14 protein-coding genes are annotated in these 22,506 nt (G+C 58.9%); 6 read left to right on the top strand and 8 right to left on the bottom strand.

Annotated features, from left to right (window positions below; all coding sequences use genetic code 11):
* Positions 1 to 20 precede the first annotated feature (20 nt).
* Both BJF91_RS09055 and ligM read left to right on the top strand, forming a co-directional pair.
* Entirely contained in the window at positions 21 to 779 is a 759-nt protein-coding gene (locus BJF91_RS09055) for a GntR family transcriptional regulator (RefSeq protein WP_184412804.1), read from the top strand.
* 197 nt (positions 780 to 976) lie between these two features.
* Positions 977 to 2,395 carry a vanillate/3-O-methylgallate O-demethylase gene (ligM, locus tag BJF91_RS09050; protein ID WP_075614162.1) on the top strand — a complete coding sequence of 473 codons (1,419 nt, stop codon included), beginning with the start codon at positions 977 to 979 and terminating at the stop codon, positions 2,393 to 2,395.
* Positions 2,396 to 2,468: 73 nt separating this feature from the next.
* Here the strand turns inward: ligM and BJF91_RS09045 are convergent, their stop codons facing one another.
* Entirely contained in the window at positions 2,469 to 4,760 is a 2,292-nt protein-coding gene (locus tag BJF91_RS09045; protein ID WP_075614161.1) for a heavy metal translocating P-type ATPase, read from the bottom strand.
* 98 nt (positions 4,761 to 4,858) lie between these two features.
* Between BJF91_RS09045 and BJF91_RS09040 the strand changes: the two genes are divergently transcribed.
* Positions 4,859 to 5,281, top strand: coding sequence for a MerR family transcriptional regulator (locus BJF91_RS09040; protein ID WP_139310661.1), 423 nt, complete (start codon positions 4,859 to 4,861; stop codon positions 5,279 to 5,281).
* A gap of 16 nt (positions 5,282 to 5,297) precedes the next feature.
* Here the strand turns inward: BJF91_RS09040 and glgB are convergent, their stop codons facing one another.
* The 3 genes from glgB to BJF91_RS09025 are packed head-to-tail and all read right to left on the bottom strand — an operon-like array spanning position 5,298 to position 14,094.
* On the bottom strand, positions 5,298 to 7,508 hold the full coding sequence (gene glgB / locus BJF91_RS09035) for a 1,4-alpha-glucan branching protein GlgB (RefSeq protein ID WP_075614159.1): 2,211 nt from the start codon (positions 7,506 to 7,508) through the stop codon (positions 5,298 to 5,300).
* Entirely contained in the window at positions 7,505 to 10,792 is a 3,288-nt protein-coding gene (gene treS, locus BJF91_RS09030) for a maltose alpha-D-glucosyltransferase (RefSeq protein WP_075614158.1), read from the bottom strand. Before treS ends, glgB begins: the two co-directional genes overlap by 4 nt.
* Before the next feature lie 11 nt (positions 10,793 to 10,803).
* Positions 10,804 to 14,094 carry an alpha-1,4-glucan--maltose-1-phosphate maltosyltransferase gene (locus BJF91_RS09025; protein ID WP_075614543.1) on the bottom strand — a complete coding sequence of 1,097 codons (3,291 nt, stop codon included), beginning with the start codon at positions 14,092 to 14,094 and terminating at the stop codon, positions 10,804 to 10,806.
* Positions 14,095 to 14,292: 198 nt separating this feature from the next.
* Between BJF91_RS09025 and malQ the strand changes: the two genes are divergently transcribed.
* The 3 genes from malQ to BJF91_RS09010 all read left to right on the top strand — a co-directional run bounded on the left by malQ (position 14,293) and on the right by BJF91_RS09010 (position 19,142).
* Positions 14,293 to 16,149, top strand: coding sequence for a 4-alpha-glucanotransferase (gene malQ, locus BJF91_RS09020; RefSeq protein WP_234801578.1), 1,857 nt, complete (start codon positions 14,293 to 14,295; stop codon positions 16,147 to 16,149).
* Between the two features lie 367 nt (positions 16,150 to 16,516).
* Positions 16,517 to 16,729, top strand: coding sequence for a cold-shock protein (locus BJF91_RS09015; RefSeq protein WP_012653910.1), 213 nt, complete (start codon positions 16,517 to 16,519; stop codon positions 16,727 to 16,729).
* 412 nt (positions 16,730 to 17,141) lie between these two features.
* Entirely contained in the window at positions 17,142 to 19,142 is a 2,001-nt protein-coding gene (locus BJF91_RS09010) for a methyl-accepting chemotaxis protein (protein ID WP_139310660.1), read from the top strand.
* Positions 19,143 to 19,215: 73 nt separating this feature from the next.
* Here the strand turns inward: BJF91_RS09010 and dusA are convergent, their stop codons facing one another.
* The 4 genes from dusA to BJF91_RS08990 form a co-directional block, all read right to left on the bottom strand.
* Complete coding sequence (dusA, locus tag BJF91_RS09005; RefSeq protein WP_234801601.1) at positions 19,216 to 20,190, bottom strand: tRNA dihydrouridine(20/20a) synthase DusA; 975 nt, start codon at positions 20,188 to 20,190, stop codon at positions 19,216 to 19,218.
* A gap of 49 nt (positions 20,191 to 20,239) precedes the next feature.
* Positions 20,240 to 21,130 carry a hypothetical protein gene (locus BJF91_RS09000; protein ID WP_139310639.1) on the bottom strand — a complete coding sequence of 297 codons (891 nt, stop codon included), beginning with the start codon at positions 21,128 to 21,130 and terminating at the stop codon, positions 20,240 to 20,242.
* A 321-nt stretch (positions 21,131 to 21,451) separates the two neighbouring features.
* The gene (cyoD, locus tag BJF91_RS08995; protein ID WP_075614153.1) at positions 21,452 to 21,859 is read right to left on the bottom strand and encodes a cytochrome o ubiquinol oxidase subunit IV; all 408 of its coding nucleotides are present in this window, start codon (positions 21,857 to 21,859) and stop codon (positions 21,452 to 21,454) included.
* Complete coding sequence (locus tag BJF91_RS08990; protein ID WP_139310659.1) at positions 21,856 to 22,494, bottom strand: cytochrome c oxidase subunit 3; 639 nt, start codon at positions 22,492 to 22,494, stop codon at positions 21,856 to 21,858. Before BJF91_RS08990 ends, cyoD begins: the two co-directional genes overlap by 4 nt.
* Positions 22,495 to 22,506 lie beyond the last annotated feature (12 nt).

The following is a 22,506-nucleotide window of genomic DNA, read 5'->3' as shown; positions in this document are numbered from 1 at the left end:
CATCGAGGCGGGATCAAGGCATGCAGAAGTCTAAAGACGCATCAATCCGGGCAGCGGATTTGGCGACCCATGGACGTCGTGCCGTGGTCGAATTGCGGGAAAAGATCGTCAATGGCGAATTGGCGGGTGGCACGCGGCTGTTTGAGGTGTCGCTGGCGGAAGCGCTCGACATTTCCCGCACGCCGGTGCGTGAAGCGCTGTCGCGATTGGCCGAAGAGGGCTTGCTGGACCGTCTGCCGAACGGTGGCTTCACAGTGCGTCGGTTCGGATACGGGGATGTCGTTGATGCCATCGAACTACGCGGGGTGATGGAGGGGACGGCGGCTCGGTTGGCGGCCGAACGCGGTGCGGATACGCGGGCGCTGGAAGAAATCGAAGAGACAGTTCAGCAGCTTGATCGCTGTTTTGGCGTCAGGGTCGATGACGTCGATTTTGACCGCTATTCCGACCTCAATGAGGTTTTCCATCGCCAGTTGGCGGCCCTTTGTGCCAGTACGGTAGTTCTCAGGGAAGTAGAGCGCGCCAGCGCGTTGCCCTTCGCCTCACCCTCTGCATTTTTGCCAAACAAGCTTGATGTCGCCACCTTCCGCCGCTCGCTCCGCTCCGCTCAGGATCAGCATCGCACTCTTGTTGAGGCCATTGCGGCACGTGAGGGTGCCCGTGCCGAAGCCATCGCTAGAGAGCATGCGCAGATTGCTAAGCGAAACCTTGAATACATCTTTCGGGAAAATCGTGCTCTACTCGGCAAAATTCCGGGGCTGGCGCTTATTCATTGCTGATCGGCCTGACCCCTGCCAGTGCTGGGCAATAAGCCGTTATGTGACGGATATATTACGGTAATTTAGAGAGATGAGAAAATGTTTTATGGTGCGGCAGCGAGCTGTGCCACAAAAAAGCTGCACGATGGCGCTTTGTATTTTTTAGCAGCTTTGACATAAATGTATACATAACGCGCAACGTATTTGGAGGAAAATCGATGGCAGCGTCTAGTCTCAATGACATCATGAAGCAGAATTCCGACATTGTCGGCCGGCTGCGCAATTCGCCGATCGGGATGTATGTCTATCCCGTCGTCACGCCGGAATTCAGCAATTGGCGCACGGAACAGGCCGCCTGGCGCAACTCCGCAGTTTTGTTCGACCAGTCTCACCACATGGACGAGTTGATCGTCGAGGGACCGGACGCTGAAAAATTTCTAAGCCATCACGGCATCAATTCCTTTTCGAATTTCGACCTCAATCGTGCCAAGCACTTCGTGCCTGTCACTCCGAACGGACATGTGATTGGCGACCACATTATTTTCCGCGAACGTCAGGACAAGTTCATCCTCGTCGGTCGCGCGCCCACCTCCAACTGGCTGATGTTCTGCGCCGCCTATGGCAAGTGGAATGTCCGCATCAAGCACGATCCGCGCTCAACGTCGCGGCCTGAAGGCGAGCGGGTGCTGCGCACCCATTATCGCTATCAGATCCAAGGGCCGGATGCCCCGAAGATTTTTGAAAAGATGAATGGCGGTCCCGTTCAAGACATCAAGTTCTTCCATGTCGACTGGATCAATGTCGGCTCCAAGCGTGTGCAGGCACTGCGCCATGGTATGTCGGGTGCGCCGGGTCTCGAGATCTGGGGCCCGTATGAGGACAAGAATTACATTCTCTCCTGCATTCTGGAGGCAGCCAAGGATGCCAATGTCGATCTCGTGCGATGCGGCAGCCGCGCTTATTCGACCAATACGGTGGAAAGCGGCTGGATCCCGTCGCCGCTGCCGGCGATCTATACCGGCGATGGCATGTTACAGGCCTATCGCGAATGGCTCGGTGCCGATAGCTATGAGGCAAATGGCTCGATCGGCGGCAGCTTCGTCTCCAGCAATATCGAAGATTATTACGTTACGCCGTTCGAGCTTGGCTATGATTTTTATATCGGCTGGAAAAAGGACGACTTCATCGGCAAGGCCGCCCTTGAGAAGATGAAGGGCCAGGTGACCCGCAAGAAGGTGACCTTCGAGTGGAACGCGGATGATGTGGTTGACGTGATCGCTTCTGCATTCCGGCCAGGCGAGGAAAACTATAAGTGGATCGATTTCCCGGTCCTGAACTATGCCTCGACGAGCGCGGATATGATCGTCAACGGTGATGGCAAGATGGTCGGCATGTCGATGTTTGCCGGTTACTCCTACAATGAGCGCTGCGTTCTCTCGCTTGGCATCGTCGAAGCCGATGTGAAGGAAGGCGACGTTCTGACGCTGATCTGGGGCGAGCCCGACGGCGGTACCGGCAAGACCTCTTCCGAGCGTCCGCACAAGCAGGCGAAGATCCGGGTGCGGGTGTCACCGACGCCGTATGCGCGCGAAGCCCGCGAGAGCTACGCCGATAGCTGGCGCTCCAAGAAGAAGTAACAGCGGGTTTTTCCTCGCGAGAAATGACATCATCCCGGCGGCCGCAAGGCTTGCCGGGATGATTGTTTTGTCTTCACGTTTCGGATTTGCCGCCGCGCCAGGCCAAGAGGCGCATGGCATTGGCAGTGACGAGCACGGTTGCGCCGGTATCGGCAAGGATTGCGGGCCAAAGCCCGGTCACACCAATCACCGTGGTGACGAGGAAGACGACCTTGAGTCCGATTGCGATGGTGATGTTCTGGTGGATATTGGCCATCACCCGCCTTGACAGCAGCACCATGTCGGCGAGGTCGAGCACCCGGCCATGCAGGATTGCCGCGTCGGCGGTTTCCAACGCGACATCGGTGCCGCCGCCCATGGCGATGCCGACATCGGCTGCGGCCAGCGCTGGCGCGTCGTTGATGCCATCGCCGACTTTCGCCACCCGCTCGCCCCTGGCCTGCAGGGCGCGAACGATCTCCTGCTTGTCCTGCGGCAACAGTTCGTAGCGCGTTTCGATATCGAGCAGGCCGCCAATCGCTTTGGCTGTGGCCGCATTGTCACCGGTCAGCATGATAGGCTTGATGCCGGCCGCCTTCAGCGCGTTCAGACCGGCGACGGCGTCCGCGCGCGGCTCGTCGCGCAGGGCGATCAGGCCGATGATGCCGTCATCCCGAACAAGAACCGAAACGGACTTGCCTTTGCTGCTCAAGGCGTCGATCTGCTTTGCGACGTCGGCGGGAAGTTCGGCGCGCTCTTCGGCAGCCGCAGCCGAGCCAAGAAACAGTGCGGTATCCCCGACTTTGCCCCGCACACCCTTGCCGGCAATGGCGCCGGTTTCGCGCGCTGCCGGAAGGTCATATTTGCGTGCAGCAGCTTCATCGAGGATCGCGCGGGCAAGCGGATGGCTCGACTGTGCTTCAAGCGCGGCTGCCAGCTTCAGCACATCGGCTTCCGTCGCGCCGCCGAGGGGGATGATCTCGGTGACCTTTGGCTTGCCTTCGGTCAGCGTGCCGGTCTTGTCGAGTGCGATGGCGGTGATCCGCCCAACGCTTTCAAGCACCGCGCCACCTTTCATCAGCAGGCCGCGTCGCGCCCCGGCGGAAAGCCCAGCCGCAATGGCGGCGGGGGTTGAAATAACCAGGGCACAGGGGCAGCCGATCAGCAGGATCGCCAGTCCCTTGTAGAGCCATTCGCTCCAGTCGCCGCCAGCAAAAAGCGGCGGCAGCACGGCGACGAGCGCCGCGACCAGTGTGACTGCGGGGGTATAGTAGCGGGAGAAGCGGTCGATAAAACGCTCGGTCGGTGCCTTGACCTCCTGAGCCTCTTCGACCAGCCGCACCACCCGCGCAATGGTGTTGTCAGAGGCGGCTGCGGTCACGCGTACCGCGATCACGCCATCGCCATTGACGGTTCCGGCAAAGACTGCCGCGCCAACACTCTTGGTCTTGGCGATGCTCTCGCCTGTTACAGGTGCTTCGTTGATGGCGCTTTCGCCTTTGACGATCTCGCCATCGGCCGGAATGCGGTCTCCGGGCCGCACGGTGACGATCATCCCGACCTTCAGGCTGTCGGCAGGGACCTCCTCAAGCCGACCGTTGTTTTCGATCCTGGCGGTATCGGGCACAAGCTTTGTCAGCCCCTGGATGCTGGCGCGGGCGCGCCCAGCGGCGAAGCCTTCCAGCAATTCGCCGACCAAAAACAGGAAGACCACCGTTGCCGCTTCCTGTGTTGCGCCAATGAAGACGGCGCCGACAGACGCGATTGTCATCAGCATTTCGATGGAAAATGGCGTGCCCGCCAGCGCTGCCATCACCGCACGCCGGGCAATTGGCACGATGCCGACGGCGATTGCCGCGCAATAGACCCAGAATGCGACGGCGGGGATGAGATGAGCCACAATCATGGCCACGAGCAGCGCCACGCCGCTCGCTAGCATCAGCTGAGCCTTCGACGTCCGCCACCAAGGGGTGCCAGGAGGGACGACCTCGTGCACATGGTTATGCGCTTCGCTTTTATGTGAGCCATGATCATGGTCGCCGTGGTCATGGCCGTGATGATCATTATGGTCATGGTTGTGATCTTGATCGTGATGGTCGCAGCAGCCGCTACGCTCGTCCCCATCGCTTTGGGCATGGCCCTCCGAATTGACTTGAGTCTCTTTCGGCGGCATGCGGGTGGCGCGGTAGCCGAGCTTGGTGACTTTGTCAGCCAATGCCGTGAGGTCGGTGCCATCGCCGTGCACGACAGCCATGGTCTGCGCCGTCACGGATACCGTCACATCGGTTACGCCAGTCACGCGCCGGGCAGCCGTATCGACCTTGGCGGCGCAGGAGGCGCAATCCATACCCTCGATACGGAAACGGGTGGTGCTTTCGGTGGCCATGGCGCTATCCCTGTCATTCCTGGCCTGCAAAAGAGCAGGCTTGTCACTCTCAGTATCCGATCCTACATTCTCTAGTGACTAGAGGAGCAAGGGCAAAAATCATGGATATTGCAATTGGCGAGGCAGCCCGCATCAGTGGCGTCAAGGTGCCGACCATTCGCTATTATGAACAGGTCGGTCTTTTGCCGCAGCCGCCGCGCACGGACGGAAATCGCAGGCTCTACAGTCAAGCGCAGCTACAAAGGCTGACCTTCATTCGCCACGCGCGGGAGCTGGGCTTCGAGGTGGACGCTATCCGCACCCTGCTCGATTTACAGGACAAGCCGGGTCAATCTTGCTCACCGGCCGATTCGATTGCTCGGCGGCGGCTTGCCGATGTCGAGGAACGAATCGAACGGTTGATGGCCTTGAAGGCGGAACTCGAGCGAATGATCACCGGTTGCTCACACGGCACTATTGCCGAGTGCCGTGTGATCGAAGTTCTCGCCGATCATGCTCAATGCCGCCATGAGCAGCACTGAGCGACCATTCAACAATTTAGGGACGAGTCCATTTCAAATACACCGTCGAAAGCGGCGGCAGGCGCAGGTTGATCGACGAGCCTCTGCCATGGGCAGGGACCGTCTCAGCCCAGACCTCTCCAATGAGATGATCGGAGCCGCCGAATTCGCCCGCATCGCTGTTGAGCACTTCTACCCAGCGCCCTTCCATCGGGACGCCGAGCCTGTAGTCGTGACGCAGGACAGGCGTGAAATTCGAAACCGCCAGTACACAGCTGCTTCGCTCTTCGTCATAGCGCAGCAGGGCGATCACAGAATTCTCGGCGTCGTCAGCAACAGCCCATTCGAACCCGGATGGATCGAGATCGCCGAACTGCAGCGCCCGTTCGTTCGCATAGAGCGCGTTCAGGCGCTGCAACAGTTTTTGAATGCCGACGTGATCGGGATTGTCGAGCAGGTGCCAAGCCACAGACTGATCGTGGTTCCACTCGGTCTCCTGGCCGAGTTCGCAGCCCATGAATAGCAGCTTCTTGCCGGGATGTGCCCACATGAACGCATAATAGGCCCGCAGGTTAGCGCGCTTCTGCCAGGGGTCGCCCGGCATTTTGCCGAGCAGTGAACCCTTGCCATGCACGACTTCGTCATGGGAGAGCGGCAGAACAAACCGTTCCGAATATTGATAGATCATGCTGAAAGTCATCGTACCGTGATGGTATTTCCGATAGACCGGGTCTTCCTCGATATAGCTGAGGCTGTCATGCATCCAGCCCATATTCCACTTGAAGTCGAAGCCGAGACCGCCCTGTTCCGGCGGCTTGGTCACACCAGGCCAAGCCGTTGATTCCTCGGCAATCATCAGAGCATGCGGGCAGCGGGCATGAACCACGCTGTTAAGATGCTTGAAGAACTCGACGGCCTCAAGGTTTTCGCGCCCGCCAAACTGGTTCGGGATCCATTCGCCGGCCTCGCGGCTGTAGTCGCGATAGAGCATCGAGGCGACGGCATCCACCCGTAATCCGTCGACATGGAAATGCTCCAGCCATTCGAAAGCACTGGCGATCAGGAAGCCTTTGACCTCCGTTCGACCGAGATTGTAGATCAGCGTGTTCCAGTCGCGGTGAAAACCCTCGCGCGGGTCTGCATGCTCGTAAAGCGCGCTGCCGTCAAACCGCGCCAGGCCCCAGACATCGGTCGGGAAGTGCGCCGGCACCCAGTCGACGATGACGCCGATACCGTTTGCGTGGCAGCGATCGACGAAATAGGCGAAATCCTCGGGCGTGCCGTAGCGGCCAGTCGGCGAAAATAGTCCGAGTGGCTGATAGCCCCAGGAGCCGCCGAAGGGATGTTCCATGATCGGTAGCAGCTCGACATGGGTGAAGTTCATCGACTTCAAATAAGGAATGAGCCTTTGGCTGAGCTCCACCCAATCGAGCCAGCGGTTGCCGTCTTCGATAATCCGAAGCCAGGAGCCGAGATGCACCTCGTAAATCGAGATCGCCTGTTTCGAAGCGTCCTCCGCATTGCCGCGGGTCATCCAGCTCTGGTCCGTCCAGGGGAAGGGCTTGGCGGAGGCGACGATGGAGGCCGTTCCGGGCGCCGCTTCGCTGGCCTTTGCGACCGGATCGGCCTTTTGCGGGAGAACATTGCCATTGGCGTCGATCAACTCGTATTTGTAGCGCTCGCCTGGCCCAAGGCCGGGAATGAACAATTCCCAGATGCCGCCGGATTGACGAAGCCGCATCGGGTTGCGCCGTCCGTCCCAGGAATTGAAATCGCCAACGACCGAGACGCGACGCGCCGTCGGTGCCCAGACGGCGAAGCCGACGCCTGCAACCCCATCCATCTCGCGCTGATTGGCGCCAAGCGTGCGGCCGAGATCATAATGCGTGCCTTCGGAAATCAGGTGCAAGTCGAGATCGCCGAGCACCAGGCCGAAGGCATAGGGATCATCGATGATCTGGACCGCTTCTGGCCAGGTGATACGGAGCCGATACCCGCCATTCGAGCTCACGACCCCGGCAAACAGTCCGCCGGGATGTACCGCCTCAAGCGCCCCAAGCGTGGCATTGCTGCCCCTGTCGAGCAATTCAATGCCTATGGCGCCGGGATACAGCACCCGCACTACCCGTCCTTCTGGCGTCTGGTGCGGCCCTAGTATGGCGAAGGGATCGCCATGCCGGCCTTCGATGAGCGCGGCCAAGGCTTCTGCATCGATACCGGTCAATAATTCTCTTGCGGTATCCGTCATGGGGAAGTCTCCGTCAGTCTTTCGACAATGTCCGCAAAGCCGGCCATGGGAATGGCAAGCCAGTTCGGCCGGTTGCTAGCCTCGTAGCCGATTTCGTAGGCGGCCTTTTCGAGCAGGAACAGGTCGAGAATCCTGCGACGGCGGTCCGGGTCGAGCGCCAAACGAGGCTCTTGGTCGACGACGGCGAAATAGCTGTCGAGGAAGCGGCTTTCTGCCTGCTTGCGTAGTTTTTCAATTTGGTCGGTGCGGCCGCTCATATCGCTTTGAATAGCGATTTCCTGGCCAACATCGGCAGAGGCAGCGAGATAGCTGAGCGACCGAAGCAGGCCGGCAACGTCGCGCAGCGGATTGGTCTTGGCGCGGCGTTCGGCAAGGTCACGGGCCGGTTCGCCTTCGAAGTCGATGATATAGACGTCTTCCTCTGCTACCAGAATCTGGCCCAGGTGGAAGTCGCCGTGGTTGCGGATCATCAGCGTATCCTTTGCGGCCTGCGCCAAGGGGGCAACCGCCTCCAAGATCCGATCACGCTGGCCGGCAAGATGCATCGCCATCGGAGCAGCCTCACCATCGAGACCATCGGCAAGATCCGAAAGCTTGGAGAGGCTGTCGGCAATCCGGGTTTGGACGGATTGCGTCCAAGCAGCGACGTCGCCGTCGTCCATCGCAACCGGCTCGAACGCCGTGTCTGTCGTCGGCGTGGCCAGCGCTACATGCAGTTCACCGAGTCGCTGGCCGATGGTGCCAGCCAGATTGAGCAGCGGCTGGAAGCGGTCCTGAGCCGTCTCATCGTCAGCTTCTGCCGGGAGGCTGAGGTCGAGCGCCTGGCGTAGCGTGGTCAGCATCCAGGCCCAGGCGTCACCTTGATTGCGGATCGCGCCCTGGATGATAATCAGCGTCGAACGCTCCTCTTCCGGGGAGACGTGGACTACTTCGCCCAGAAGTGGTGCGGTGTTGGGATAGCCAAGTTCCGTCAGCCGCCTCGTCATCTCCACTTCAGGATGGACGCCTTCATGGATATGCCGGATCAGCTTGATCATAGCGATATCGCCAACGATGAGCGAACTGTTGGATTGTTCCGCCGATAGCCAGGTTACGGGCAGGTCGTCGGAAACGTCCATGGAATCGAGCTGCTCGGTGCCGACGAATTCCATCGATCCGCTCTTGCTCGAAATGCTGGAGCGTTCACAAAGCGCGCGCAAAATGCCGTGCGCCATGCTCTTCATGGCAAAGCCATCGGTGAGGAAACCGACCCTGCGAACCTTGCGCACTCGGGCAAAGGCCAATTGCTGCGCCAGCGCATGCGGATTTTCATCATCCCAGGCGATAGCGAAGGGCAGGAAGTAACGCTCGACATGGCCTTCCATCTCGGTTTCAAGCTCGCCGAGCAGGAGGTCGTTGCCGAAGGGCATCGGAATAGTCGAAACCAGCGAAGCACGCCTGACGGCCTCGCCCTTGGAGGCAAACCAGCGCCGTCTTGCCAGATAAGACGGCAGGATTTCGCGAGAAATCGTCTCCTGCACCGACGTATCTTCCAGCAATTGCGTCAATTCGCGCCGCATCACGATGGTGACGAAATCGGGCAATTGCTCCGGCGGTTCGGTGCGCCAGCTGGGACCGTCTGCATCGGTTTCCCCTGAAAGCTTGAACCAGAAGAAGCCGTAAGGTGGCAGGGTCAGGAGGTAGGTAAGCTGGCCGATTGGCGGGAAGGCCGACATGCCGGTCAGCTCGATCGGGATGCGCTTTTCGAACTCGGAGAGATCAAGCTCTACCGCCTGCGGCAGGCGCGACAGATTGGCAACGCAGAGCAGCGTTTCACCTTCATATTCGCGCAAATATGCGATGATCTTGCGGTTGGATGGCGACAGGAAACGCAGCGTACCACGCCCGAAGGCGGTAAACTTGCGCCGCAGTGCCAGCATATGCCGGCTCCAGTTGAGCAGGGAATGCGCGTCTGCCGATTGCGCCTCAACATTGACGGCTTCATAACCGTAGAGCGGGTCCATCAGCGGCGGCAGCACCAGGCGGGCCGGATCGGCGCGGGAGAAGCCGGCATTGCGATCCGGCGACCATTGCATTGGCGTGCGCACGCCGTCACGGTCGCCGAGATAGATATTGTCGCCCATGCCGATCTCGTCACCGTAATAGATCACGGGCGTGCCGCGCATCGACAGCAACAGCGCATTCATCAGCTCGATCCGGCGGCGGTCGCGTTCCATCAACGGCGCCAACCGGCGGCGGATACCGAGATTGATGCGCGCGCGACGGTCAGCCGCATAGGTGTTCCAGAGATAGTCGCGCTCGGCGTCGGTGACCATTTCCAAGGTCAACTCGTCGTGATTGCGCAGGAAGATCGCCCATTGGCAATTCTCCGGAATTTCGGGCGTCTGGCGCATGATGTCGGTGATCGGAAACCGGTCTTCCTTGGCGATTGCCATGTACATGCGCGGCATCAGTGGGAAGTGGAAAGCCATATGGCATTCGTCGCCATCGCCGAAATATTCCTGGGTATCCTCAGGCCATTGGTTGGCTTCCGCCAGCAACATCTTGCCGGGATGGCCTTCATCGAGCGCGGCCCTGATTTTCTTCAGGATCGCGTGGGTCTCCGGCAGGTTCTCGTTATTGGTCCCCTCACGCTCCACCAGATAGGGAATGGCGTCGAGACGGAAGGCATCAATGCCGGTATCGAGCCAGAAGCGCATAATGCCGATCAGCTCATCCAGCACCTGCGGATTGTCGAAGTTCAGATCCGGCTGGTGGGAATAGAAACGGTGCCAGTAATAGGCGCCGGCAACCGGATCCCATGTCCAGTTGGACTTCTCCGTATCGAGAAAGATGATCCGAGTTTCCGGGAATTTCTGGTCGGTGTCCGACCAGACATAGAAGTCCCGCTCCGGCGAGCCTGCCGGCGCATGACGCGCTCTTTCGAACCAGGGATGCTGGTCTGAAGTGTGGTTGATCACAAGCTCGATGATGACCCTGATATCGCGGGCATGGGCGGCTTCAACGAAGGCGCGGAAATCCTCCATCGTGCCGTAATCCGGGCTGACATTGCTGTAATCGGCAATGTCATAACCGTCATCGCGACGCGGCGAGGGGAAGAAGGGCAAAACCCAGATCGCCGTCGCCCCGAGCGAGGCAATGTGATCAAGCTTCTCCGTCAAGCCTTTGAAATCGCCGATCCCATCGCCATTGCCGTCATAGAAGGATTTGACGTGCAATTGGTAGATGATCGCGTCCTTGTACCAGAGCGGATCGGTTCCGGCTGGCTGAAAGTCCTGCTGCATTGATTGTTTCCTCACCTGACGCGGTAAAGGCTGAACGGCAGGATATGCGGGTTGAAGCCCACGCTCTGCCATTTGCCTGTCCACGTGAATTTTCTCGACGTCACCAGATCTTCCAGCGCAAGGCTGCCATCATCCGGCAGGTGCCAGCGCCATAGCGGCAGTTCGACTGTGCTGTGCTGCTCGTTGTGCGGATCGAGGCTAATGGCGATCAGCACGACGTTTTCTCGCCCGGGGCTCGCCTTTTCGAAGAACATCACCTGATCATTCGAGGAGGGGAGCAATGTCAGTCCGAGATGCGAATGCAGCGCCGGATTATCGCGGCGGATGCGGTTGAGCATGGCGATTTCGCCGATGATGTTGCCCGGCCGGTCCCAGTCCCAGGCGCGGATCTCATATTTCTCGCTGTCGGCATATTCCTTGCGCTTGGCATCCGGCCGACCCTCGCAAAGCTCGAAACCGTTATAGATGCCCCACAGACCAGACAGGGTCGCCGCCAGTGCCGCTCGGATCAGATAAGCCGAGCGCGGCGCGTTCTGAAGGAAATCCGGGTTGATATCGTGGGTATTGACGAAGAAATGCGGCCGGAAGAATTCCTTGGGCGCTTCGGTGGTCAACTCGCGCATATATTGCTCGATTTCCCAGCGCAGGTTGCGCCAGGTGAAATAGGTATAGGATTGCGAGAAACCGATCTTCGCCAGGCGATACATCACCTTCGGCTTGGTAAAGGCCTCCGACAGGAACACCACTTCGGGATGACGGGCTCTGATGTCGCCGATCAGCCATTCCCAGAAGGGAAACGGCTTGGTGTGCGGATTATCGACCCGAAACAGCTTGACGCCTTCGTTCACCCACATCTCGACGATGTCGCGCAGCGTCTGCCAGAGATCCGGAACGGCATCCTTAGCGTAGAAGTCGACGTTGACGATGTCTTCATATTTTTTCGGCGGGTTTTCAGCGTAACGGATCGTGCCGTCCGGGCGCCAGTCGAACCAGCCGGGGTGCTGCTTTAGCCAGGGATGATCGGGCGAAGCCTGAATTGCCAGGTCGAGCGCAATTTCCAGCCCGTGATCCTTTGCGGAAGAGACGAGGGCGCGAAAGTCATCAAAGGTACCAAGCTCTGGATGAATGGCGTCATGGCCGCCCTGTTCTGAGCCGATCGCATAAGGGCTGCCGGGGTCGCCAAGTCCCGCCTTCAGACTATTGTTGCGACCCTTGCGGTTGGTCTGCCCAATTGGATGGATCGGCGGGAAATAGATTACGTCGAAGCCCATAGCTCGAATGGCGGGCAGCCGTTTCGCAACATCGGCAAAGGTGCCGTGCCGCTGAGGATCGCCGCTTTGCGAGCGCGGAAACAGCTCATACCAGCTGGCAAAGCCAGCTTCCAGCCGCTCGGCGTCGACGGGGATTGGCTGCGACGACAGTTTGAAGGGACGTTGGTCGGCGCGGGCCATTAGCGCAAAAGTTTGGGAATCGAGAAGCAGTTGCGTTTTTTGGTTCTCCGGCGATTGCTCAATTCTGTTGATCAGGCGATCCAGTTCGCCGGCGACGTCGCCGGATGAAGCCTCACCGAGAGCCGCACGCGCCTGGCGCAGGAGGTTCAAGCCCTCCTGAAGCTCAAGCCGCAGATCCAGCCGGGCCTCGTGCTTCTTGGACAGTTCGTAATGGAAAATCGCAAACGGATTGCGCCAGGCTTCCACGGCAAATTCATGCCGCCCAAGCCGGGACAACGTGAACTGCCCGCGCCAGCGATCATTGCCGATCAGTTGCATCGGCACGTCCTGCCACGTTGCGCTGTCCAGCGTCCGCCACCGCAAAGCAGCAGACAGCGGATCATGCCCATCGCCGAAAATGTCGGCCTCGACGGTAACCGTATCGCCAACAATGCGCTTGACTGGAAACCGTCCCTCATCCACCGCCGGATCGATCCTCTCGATGGCCAAGCGTGGAGAGGCGGCTGCGTCGACAGCCGAGATAGACGGATTGAGGAGAATCGGCTTGGCTCGACTACCAGTCAGAACTGCTAGCGCGCCCGGACCTAGCCGACCGGTGTCCGGAACCCCAAATTTCGAGGTAGAATCGCCTTCGTCTCTGCCTAATGGCGATAGCGGCAGAAAGGCAGAGGCCAGCTCCCGAACAGCGTTAAGGGGTGCTGTTGCTGCCCGCCGCAAATCGCGGTTGAAGGCCACGACGCGGACGCGTTCGGCCACCCGCAGATCTTCCCGGTCGGACTGGAGCAGCGCACTGCCGGTTGAGCCAACTTTGGTAATCAGCCGCATCGGTCCGCCCGCGAAGGCTTGCGATGCCTCTGCATTGGTCGCGCGGACAGCAGCTGAAAGATCGAAACTCCCCTGCTGGCGAAGGCCACGCAGGCCCTGGCCATCCCCGTGCATCGGATCGAGCGAATGGGGTGTGCCGAACTCGAACCCCATCGGCACCATCAACGGCCCAAGGGTTGAGGCAAGGTGAAGCGCGCGCAAGGCCTTGCGTTCGACGATTTCACGGCTCTCCGTACCGTGCGCCACGCGACGCGCAAACGGTGCTTCGGGAAAAACAATCTGCGGCCCCAATCGGCGCTGCACCTCATATTCCTCAGGAAACCAAGGCTCCTGCAGATCCCACCAGGCAAAGGAAGAAAAGCTTCCGGCAAACCCGGCGCTATCAAGCGCGCGGCGTGCCTCGAAACCCATACCTGGTGTCCATGCGAAGAATCGAGCGGAACCAGCGCTACGGATCAGCTCAGCGCAAAATGAGGCTGGCGCGGCATCAAGGCCAAGGCAGCGGAAGCCGGCAATGCCGGCCGCGGAAAACCGTGCGATACGCGAGCGCCAGTCGGAGAGGTGGCGATCTCTCTCCTCGCCATCGTCAAAATTAACTTGGCGACTACCAGCGAAGATGGGAGACAGTCGCGGGTCGAGCGGCCGGCGATCAGCATCGCCCGACCCTTCCTGCACAGCCACCTTGTCGATCACGATATCGAGCATCAGCTGCAAGCCTTCAGCGCGCGCAGCCTCTACAAATTCACGCAGCCGATCATCGGCCGGTCCCGTCAGATCAAGCGCGGGATCCAGCTCATCAAAAGATTGGGTGACGAAAACGCTGGCGCCGGGTACGCGCGAAAATAGTGGAGCTGACAGGATTGTATCGAAGCCCAGCGCTCGTGCGTGCCGGAAAGTCTCCTGCCAGTCGTCCATGCCTCGTAGCAGCAAGGGATGGACGTAATAGATTTTCGGATGCGGGAAAGGCTGGGAAAGCCCTGTCTGCAAGCCGTTTTCGTCTTTTGGGGCGGAATAAGGCTGCGTCATCGTCGATCCACGTCGTTGGCGATGAAGCTGAAACACCTCACCGAGCGGCATGTTCCATTTGAACTTTGGGATGCAGCCGGAAGATGTCTCGGATAGGGGGCAGTAAAAATCTTTGCCGGGCAAAGAAATGGGGAAGAGGGAACCTTGGTGGCGATAGTCCGTTTGTATGGGTTACCGAAATCCCGAATGGATCCGATAATGACGTCAATGCTCAACAGGCTTGCCAAGCGCCACGGCATCAGCCTCGTCCGACCCGGCATCGAACAAGCCGAGGTCACTGTCTCCGAAGCGACCAAACGTAAACTTCTGGCAGCCCTCAACATTGAAGCGGGTGAAACGGCTAAAAGCTTCCTGCCCGACTTCTTAACGCAGCACGGCCATGAAGCGGATGAAGGCGGGCGAGTCTGGGGCTTCAGTTTGCAACTCTACGAACTGCGTTCTTCGCGCAACTGGGGAATTGGCGATTTTTCCGATCTGAGGGCCGTCGTTTCCCTTGCAGCAAGCCAAGGAGCCGATTTCATTGGCCTGAACCCGCTACATGCGCCCTTTCTGGCGGACCCGGAACGCTGCAGCCCTTATGAGCCTTCGAACCGACGCTATCTCAACCCTCTTTACATTGCCGTGGACGAGGTTGCCGGTTACCGGCAGGATATGGCGGATGCCACGGATATTGACGCTGCCCGAAGCTCTGATCTCGTGGACTATCCTGCCGTTGCCAGGCTGAAGCTTACCGTGTTGCGCCGGATCTGGGACGAGACGACGTCACAGGCCACCCGAGAGAACCAGGACCGCATTGATTTCGAGAGCTTTCTCCTGGAGGAAGGCGAAAGTCTTCGCCGCCATGCCCTCTTTGAAGCGATTTCATCCTTCATGGTAGGCGAAGGGTCGGGAGCCGGATGGACCTCCTGGCCTAGCGATTACCGCGATGTCGATCATCCCACGGTCAGGGCATTCAGTGCCGAACATGCGGCCGAAATCGAGTTTCAATGCTGGCTGCAGTGGATTGCGCGCCAGCAGCTCGATAGCGTGTCAACACATGCACGGCAGAGCGGGCTGCGGATCGGTCTTTATCTTGATCTGGCTGTCGGCGAAGCGCTCGACGGGTCTGCGACGTGGAGCGAGCCCGATATTTATGTGCGGGGCGCAAGCATCGGCAGTCCTCCGGATCCCTGGGCTGTCAAAGGCCAGGACTGGCGACTGGCGGCATTGCAGCCTGCATTGATCGCCTTTTCGCGCCGATCGCCCTATCGCAGGATGATTGAAGCGGCGATGCGCTATGCGGGCGCCGTGCGTATCGACCATGCTGCCGCCATCCAGCGGCTGTTTCTCGTGCCCGATGGTGAAACGCCGGAGGAGGGGGCTTATGTCGATTATCCCAGCCATGAAATCCTGGCCGCAATCGCCGAGGCTTCCACACAATACCGATGCCTGGTGATTGGCGAAGACTTGGGCCTCGTTCCGGCTGGGCTGCGGCAGCAGATGGCTGAAGCGCAGCTTCTGTCCTATCGGATTCTATCCTACGAGCGCGACAAGCGCGGCTTCATCGCTCCTGGTAAATATCCCAGCCTCTCCCTGGCTTGCGTCTCGACCCACGACCACCACACGATGGCGGGCTGGTGGCGCGGAGACGATATCGAGAGCCGGGCGGACCATGGTATGGTGCCGAAAGAGGCGACGAAGCAGGAGCGGGCCGGGCGTATCAAGGAGCGGGCAGATCTACTGCGTGCTCTCACGCAGGCTGGCATCTTTGACAAAAACCGCGCCAATATCATGCCCGATATTCACGAGGTCGTTGTTGCAGCCCATCGCTACGTTGCGCGCTCGTCGGCTATGCTTGTCTCAGTTCGACTTGCCGATCTGACAGACGAGGAGAGGCCGACAAACGTGCCGGGCACTAGCGATGGCTATCCGAACTGGAAACCGAAGCTTTCCGTTGCCTGCGAAGATCTTCTGAACCTTGATCTCTTCAACCGGATCATTGAAGCAATGTGCGAAGAGCGTCCGAAAACGAAGTCAGCTTTGGACGCCGCGAGAGCTGGAATAAACGGCACGTGATCGGACGATTTGGAACCCCCATTTTTATGGGGATTTTTCCGGGAGGTATTGATTATGGTGTTGATAGAATGGACGATTTTCGGGCAAATTTCGGCGAAAACCCGCATATTCACTTGAAGCTTCAGCACCTTTCCTATAAATGAATTCCCGTTCGGGTATTTATGATCCCGGAGACTGGACTGATTGTATCTCCGCCCGGGTCGTGCGAACGGCCAGGCGGGTCTGGAGGCTTAACCTCCGCTGGTAGACGTCTTTTCCCCGTTATCGCGACTTACCGACCTGTCTCTTCGCGAAGGGACGACGCATGCTTCTTCCGGCCGCCGCCGGGCGGGGCGAAACAAAAACTCAAGGGAAAAGGACTTCTCCCATGGCCATCAAGGGCACCGTAAAATTCTTCAATCAGGACAAGGGCTTCGGCTTCATCACTCCGGAAGGCGGCGCGAAGGACGTTTTCGTTCACATCTCCGCTCTCCAGGCTGCTGGCATTCAGACCCTGCGTGACGGTCAGGAAGTAACCTTCGACACCGAAGCTGACCGCATGGGCAAGGGCCCGAAGGCTGTCAACATCCGCGCTGCTTAATTGTAGCGATTCTGCCTCAAGGCAGACGATTTCGAACGGCGTTCCGCAAGGAGCGCCGTTTTTGCGTTTTGGGCTTCGTAGGCGGCTCAACAAGGGCCCGCAGGATTTCATCCTGTGACCTTTCTCGTTCAGGGATTCCAGAGGTTGTGCCTATTTTCATTTCAGGAATGAACGTCGTGCCACCGTCAAATCCGATGGCCCGTCACCGCGAAAATAATAAAAATATAACTATAATCTAATATTAGTTGCGCTACTAATATTCATGTTTTATATTAACTTTTTGTTTTTGATTGAATTATTATTAATGCAACTCAGGCGGTATGCGTTGGCAAAAGCGCATCTATAAATCTATGGCGTTTTGAGGAGCAGATAGTTGAAGAATTTGCCGATATTGACCAAGTTTTTGATTATCATGGCCGCTTGCGCGGCGTTCTGTTTGGCGGTTTCCGTTTATTCCTCAACTAAAATGCGGGGCATCGATGAAAGCTACCGCGGCCTGCTGAATGATGAAGCCACGGCCGCCATTGCGTCGGCGAGGGCCAACAGAAACTTCCAAGCCGTGCGTGCGACGATTGGCGAGATCATCATGGCCACGGACCCGGCGGCTTTGGCGCGCGCAAAGACCGAGTTTGATGCCGCACGTGCGCGTGTCATCGAATATCTCGACACCGCCATCCGAATTCTTCCACAGGATAAAGCCCTCGCCGATGCCAAGGCGGAAACGTTGCGCATTCTGGGCGGTGCTTGCGACAATGTTGTCGAAGCGGGAATGAAAACCACGGATGCTGCCAGCAACCAGATTTTCCAGAAGCAGTATTTTACTGCTTGCCAGCCGGAAATCCTCGCTCTGACGAATACCATGGCTCAGAATACCTCACGGATTATCAAGGTCAGCCAGGATGAAAGCGATGCGCTGACTGCAATGACGAGTTCCACTATTGTAACGACTTTGGTTGGCATTGTGCTCGGCATGGCCCTGGTCGCTGGCGGCGGTGTTTTCGTCATACGCTCGACTGTCGCTGCTCCTATTCGCCGGCTGGCGTCTACATTGAGCGTGCTTGCAAACGGCGACCTCTCCGCGCAGATCGATGGTGCCGACCGCGGCGACGAAGTTGGCACCATGGCCAAGGCAGTACAGGTGCTGAAGGACAATGGCATCAACGCGCGCGATATCGAAACGAAGGCTGCAAGCGAACGGTCGCAGACCGAAGCGGAGCGCGCGCGCAATGCCGAGGCCGATGCCAATCGGGCCGCTGCGATGGAACAGGCAACATCCGGTCTCGCCGAAGGCCTGCAGCATTTGGCGCAGGGCAACCTCGGTTTTGAGCTGACACAGCCCTTCGCTGCCGATTTTGAGGGATTGCGCAACAATTTCAACCTTGCCGTCGGCCAATTGCGAGAGACCCTGTCCGCCGTAACCGACGCTACTCGCGCCATCGACGGCGGCTCGCGCGAACTCTCTTCGAGCGCCAGCGACCTATCGAAGCGCACCGAACAACAGGCTGCAGCCTTGGAAGAAACGGCCGCCGCTCTCGACCAGATTACCGTCAACGTCAAGAACTCGTCGATGCGCACAGAAGAAGCCCGCGCCGTTGCGCTCGATGCCAATACCTCGGCACGTCAGTCTGGCGAAGTCGTCGCCAACGCCGTCAATGCCATGCAGCGCATCGAAGCCTCCTCCAGCCAGATCTCCAACATCATCGGCGTGATCGATGAGATCGCCTTCCAGACCAATCTTCTGGCGCTGAATGCGGGCGTCGAAGCGGCACGCGCCGGTGAAGCAGGCAAGGGCTTTGCAGTGGTCGCCCAGGAAGTGCGCGAACTGGCGCAGCGTTCCGCTCAAGCCGCCAAGGAAATCAAGGATCTCATCCGCGCCTCAGCCGACGAAGTCGATAATGGCGTCAAACTGGTGACCGCGACCGGTGAGGCACTGAAGGTGATTGAAGAGCACGTCGTTTCCATCAATAACCAGCTTGATGCGATCGCCACCTCCGCCCGCGAGCAGTCCGTTGGACTTTCGGAAGTCAACACGGCCGTCAACCAAATGGACCAAACAACCCAGCAAAACGCCGCCATGGTTGAAGAAGCAACAGCGGCCAGCAGTTCGCTGGCGGTCGAAGCCGAGAAGTTGCGGCATCTGGTCGATCGGTTCCAGCTTGGCGGCCATGCCCGCGCGCCTGGCGGCCGGTCGGTGGGCGCCCAGCAAGTAGCACAGGCGGGACGGTACTCTGTGGCAAGACCTGCGCGGTCAGGTGCCGGCAACCCACCCAGTCTAATCAGTGCTTCTGCCTCTGGTCGACAGGTCGTGCCAGGCCACGCGCCGGCCGCATCACCCGCCCGGGCCTTGGTCAATAAGCTCGCCCGCGCCGTTGGCGCCACGCCGGCCGCTGCTGACAATTGGGAAGAGTTCTGAAAACGGAGCAATCGGCAGAACAAGGCGTCGGCATTTGCCGACGCCTTTCTGTTTTGCATCTCGGAGGACTGCTTTATGAAGCAAGGCTTGTGACGGGACGTACCGGCCCGGCTTCGATGTCAACGGCTGCAAAGGCCGCGGCGATAACCTCCGGCCCAGCCCCAGGCTTCGGTGCCTCTGCTGATAAAATTTGCCGGAACCTGCGCGCGCCGGCATAGCCCTGGAACAGTCCGACCATGTGCCGCGTCAGATGCACAAGCCTGCCACCCTCGGCAATGTGTCGGGCGGCGTACTCCATCATTGCGTCACGCACTGCGTCCATGCTCTGGGATGTGGCAGTGTCGCCATAGATCCGCGCATCCACGTCAGCCAGCATCGTCGCGTTGTTATAGGCCGCCCTTCCGACCATGACGCCATCCATGGCCCGAAGATGTGCTTCGGCCTGGTCTAGATCGGTGATGCCGCCATTGATGCCGACGAACAGGTCAGGGTTTTCCTGCTTCATCCGGTGGACGAGCGGATAATCCAGCGGCGGTACCTCGCGGTTTTCCTTGGGGCTCAGACCCTGCAGCCAGGCCTTTCGGGCATGGATCCACAGAGCGTCTGCACCAGCCCCGATCATCCGCTTGATGAAATCGGGCAATACATCGGCCGGCTCCTGATCGTCAACGCCGATCCGGCATTTGACGGTCACGGGAACGTTGGAAACCAATTTCATTGCCCGGATGCAAGCTTCCACCGTTTCCGGCTCGCGCATCAGGCAGGCGCCGAAGGTGCCTGCCTGGACTCGGTCGGATGGACAGCCGACATTCAAGTTGATCTCGTCATAGCCCCAGTCACTGGCAATCCGCACGGCTTCGGCAAGCTTATGCGGGTCAGAGCCACCGAGTTGCAATGCCAGAGGATGCTCGCTGGCGTCGAATGCCAGAAGTCGATCGCGTTTGCCGTGGAGAATGGCATCGGCGACAATCATTTCGGTATAGAGCAAGGCGTGGCGGGTCAGCAGCCGATGAAACCGTCGGCAGAACGTATCCGTCCAGTCGATCATCGGGGCGACGGCGAAGATCTTGCTGCCGCGCGAAGCCGCCGTCTTATACTCAAGCGGCTGTTGCATCTTCGCAGGCCCTTTCGATGAAATGATAGAGCAGTAGGTCGACTTCTAGCAGGTGCTCCACACGGCTGATTTGTCTCAGCACGTCGGCAAGCCGCTGGATTGCCTCGACGGGCGGCTTCATCTGCACCAGATTTTCTGGAACGCCAAGGGTGGCGGCAATTATCTTTGGATAACTCGTATCGTCGCGGCCGGGATCGAAAACAGTAAACTGCGAAAGCGAATCCAGCGCTTTGGTGACGTCGTCGAGCGTTGGCATGTCTGTAGGGTTGCTGGCGACAAGCTGCTGTGTAAAGGGCGAGGCAAGCAGGTTCAGCGCCTCCTTTGGAGCATAGCGGATCGCCTTGGTCACCGCTTCTTCGTCATGAAATGCGAGGCCATCGAACAGGTTCATGACTGGCTTGAACAGCATCTTGTCGCGTGGCGAGACAAAGGAAAATTCTTGCCGGTTGGCGCGGCTGAAGACGATGATGCGCGAAGCCAGCTCATAGAACGGGTCCCGCAGTGCAACCATCGTCGTATCGGTGTTGTAGCTGATATAGCTCAGAAAGGCTCTTTGGAGGATACGGCCGGAGACATAGACAGAGGGATGATGGATGATCTCAAGCATCTGCCGGATGGTTTCGAAACCAAATCGCTCCACGCCGCATTCGAAGAATTGGAAATAGGGTCTTAGGCCGAGATCGAGTTCGCGGTGCGGAATATAGGCGGTTTCGAGCCGCAGCACTTTCTTGTGGATGTGCTCCGGCTGGATGCGGCGATAGATGATCAGCCGCGTCTCGGGATCATATATCTCGACCTTGGCAGCGGTGCTGATGCCCGGAATGATGTCATCGGTGAGAACGAAGCCGACATTGCCGGTTTCGTGCGCACCCATAGCCTTTGCGCCCTCGATATACACCCAGGTAAAGAGCTCAGCTTCCCGGTCTTCGTCGTTCAGGCGGACGCGAATGCAAGGCTTGGTGGAAAAGCCATCGGGAACGATATAACCGTGTATCTCCGTTCCGGAATCTAGGTATACGCAAAAATTCATGTATCGACGGACGTCTCTCGTGGTCGCGGGACTGTCCAGGAGGCCATATCGGTTCCGCCCGGTCTACTCAAGAGTGTCGGTCTTACGACCTTCGCTCTCTACGCCGTTTTTCAACGCCTCACATTATAAAGCCTGCCTATCTGGAAAATCCAGTGGCAGACACATCTATCTTTGCATCTGCATGATGTCTGCCGCGGGCATCATGTTGTGATTGAGATTGGCCATGATCCAAAGCGAGCCGCCGACCACGAGTACGACGACCAGAACTCCGAAGGCGAGAGCCAGCACGTTGTTGGTGTTATCAGGCCCGGTGGTGATATGCAGGAAGAAAACCAGATGAATGCCGATCTGGGCGATGGCAAGTGCAACCAAGGCGGCTGGAATGGCCGGCTGCCAGATCAAGGCCCCGCCTGAGGCCACAAGGAAAGAGCATGCAGTCAGCGCTGCGGCGAGCGCGAGGCCGAGAACATAACTGATCAAACCATGCGTTATACCGCTGTCCAGTTCCGTTTCGTCGCCGGGGGCGAGATCGGCGGCAATCGGCTTGTCGTGTCCTTGGTCGATATCGGTCATGCCGGAGCTCCCATGAGATAGACAATGGTGATGATGGCCACCCAGATAATGTCGAGCGCGTGCCAAAACAGGTTGAAGCACATCAGTCTGCGCATGATATCCGGGCGGAAGCCCTTCACCCAGATCTGCGCCATCATCGTGCCGAGCCAGAGCAGACCTGCACAGATATGCAGGCCATGGCAGCCGACGAGAGCAAAGAAAGAGGAGAGAAAGGCACTGCGTTGCGGGCCGGCACTCTTTGCAACGAGATCGGCAAACTCCTGAACCTCCAGAAACAGGAATGCTGCGCCAAGCAGGCCCGTCAACAGAAGCCAGATCTGCGTCCAGGCCATGCTGCGTCGCTCGCTGGCAATGTTGCCGAGGCCGCAGGTGAAGCTGGACAGCAGCAGGCAGACGGTTTCCGCCACCACCCGCCAGGTCTCGAACAGCGTGCTGCCCGACGGGCCATCGTTCACGGCATCTTTCAGCACTGCATAGGCGGCGAAGAAGGCCGAAAACATCACGATGTCGCTGAGCAGGAATATCCAGAAGCCGTAGCCGACGATGATACGCTTGGAGGCAGTGCCGCCGTGGCCGGTGGCGTGGGAATGCCCGTCTCCGCCGTGGCGGACGCCGAGCCGATAAGGATCGGTCATGCCTTGGGTCAC

The organism is Gillisella taibaishanensis, assembly GCF_001938985.1.
Taxonomy (GTDB): Bacteria; Pseudomonadota; Alphaproteobacteria; order Rhizobiales; family Rhizobiaceae; genus Allorhizobium; species Allorhizobium taibaishanense.
The sequence above is the reverse complement of the archived record's forward strand: the minus strand, read 5'-3'. Positions and strand labels throughout refer to the sequence as shown.

What these genes read in the sequence shown, in the direction of transcription:
- treS (WP_075614158.1), bottom strand. Translation starts at nt 10,792, where the DNA reads ATGCAGCAGGACTTTCAGCCAGCCGGAACCGATCCGCTCTGGTACAAG.
- glgB (WP_075614159.1), bottom strand. Translation starts at nt 7,508, where the DNA reads ATGACGGATACCGCAAGAGAATTATTGACCGGTATCGATGCAGAAGCC.
- BJF91_RS09045 (WP_075614161.1), bottom strand. Translation starts at nt 4,760, where the DNA reads ATGGCCACCGAAAGCACCACCCGTTTCCGTATCGAGGGTATGGATTGC.
- BJF91_RS08990 (WP_139310659.1), bottom strand. Translation starts at nt 22,494, where the DNA reads ATGACCGATCCTTATCGGCTCGGCGTCCGCCACGGCGGAGACGGGCAT.
- malQ (WP_234801578.1), top strand. Translation starts at nt 14,293, where the DNA reads ATGACGTCAATGCTCAACAGGCTTGCCAAGCGCCACGGCATCAGCCTC.
- cyoD (WP_075614153.1), bottom strand. Translation starts at nt 21,859, where the DNA reads ATGACCGATATCGACCAAGGACACGACAAGCCGATTGCCGCCGATCTC.
- BJF91_RS09000 (WP_139310639.1), bottom strand. Translation starts at nt 21,130, where the DNA reads ATGGGTGCGCACGAAACCGGCAATGTCGGCTTCGTTCTCACCGATGAC.
- BJF91_RS09010 (WP_139310660.1), top strand. Translation starts at nt 17,142, where the DNA reads ATGGCCGCTTGCGCGGCGTTCTGTTTGGCGGTTTCCGTTTATTCCTCA.
- ligM (WP_075614162.1), top strand. Translation starts at nt 977, where the DNA reads ATGGCAGCGTCTAGTCTCAATGACATCATGAAGCAGAATTCCGACATT.
- BJF91_RS09015 (WP_012653910.1), top strand. Translation starts at nt 16,517, where the DNA reads ATGGCCATCAAGGGCACCGTAAAATTCTTCAATCAGGACAAGGGCTTC.
- BJF91_RS09055 (WP_184412804.1), top strand. Translation starts at nt 21, where the DNA reads ATGCAGAAGTCTAAAGACGCATCAATCCGGGCAGCGGATTTGGCGACC.
- BJF91_RS09025 (WP_075614543.1), bottom strand. Translation starts at nt 14,094, where the DNA reads ATGACGCAGCCTTATTCCGCCCCAAAAGACGAAAACGGCTTGCAGACA.
- dusA (WP_234801601.1), bottom strand. Translation starts at nt 20,190, where the DNA reads ATGATCGACTGGACGGATACGTTCTGCCGACGGTTTCATCGGCTGCTG.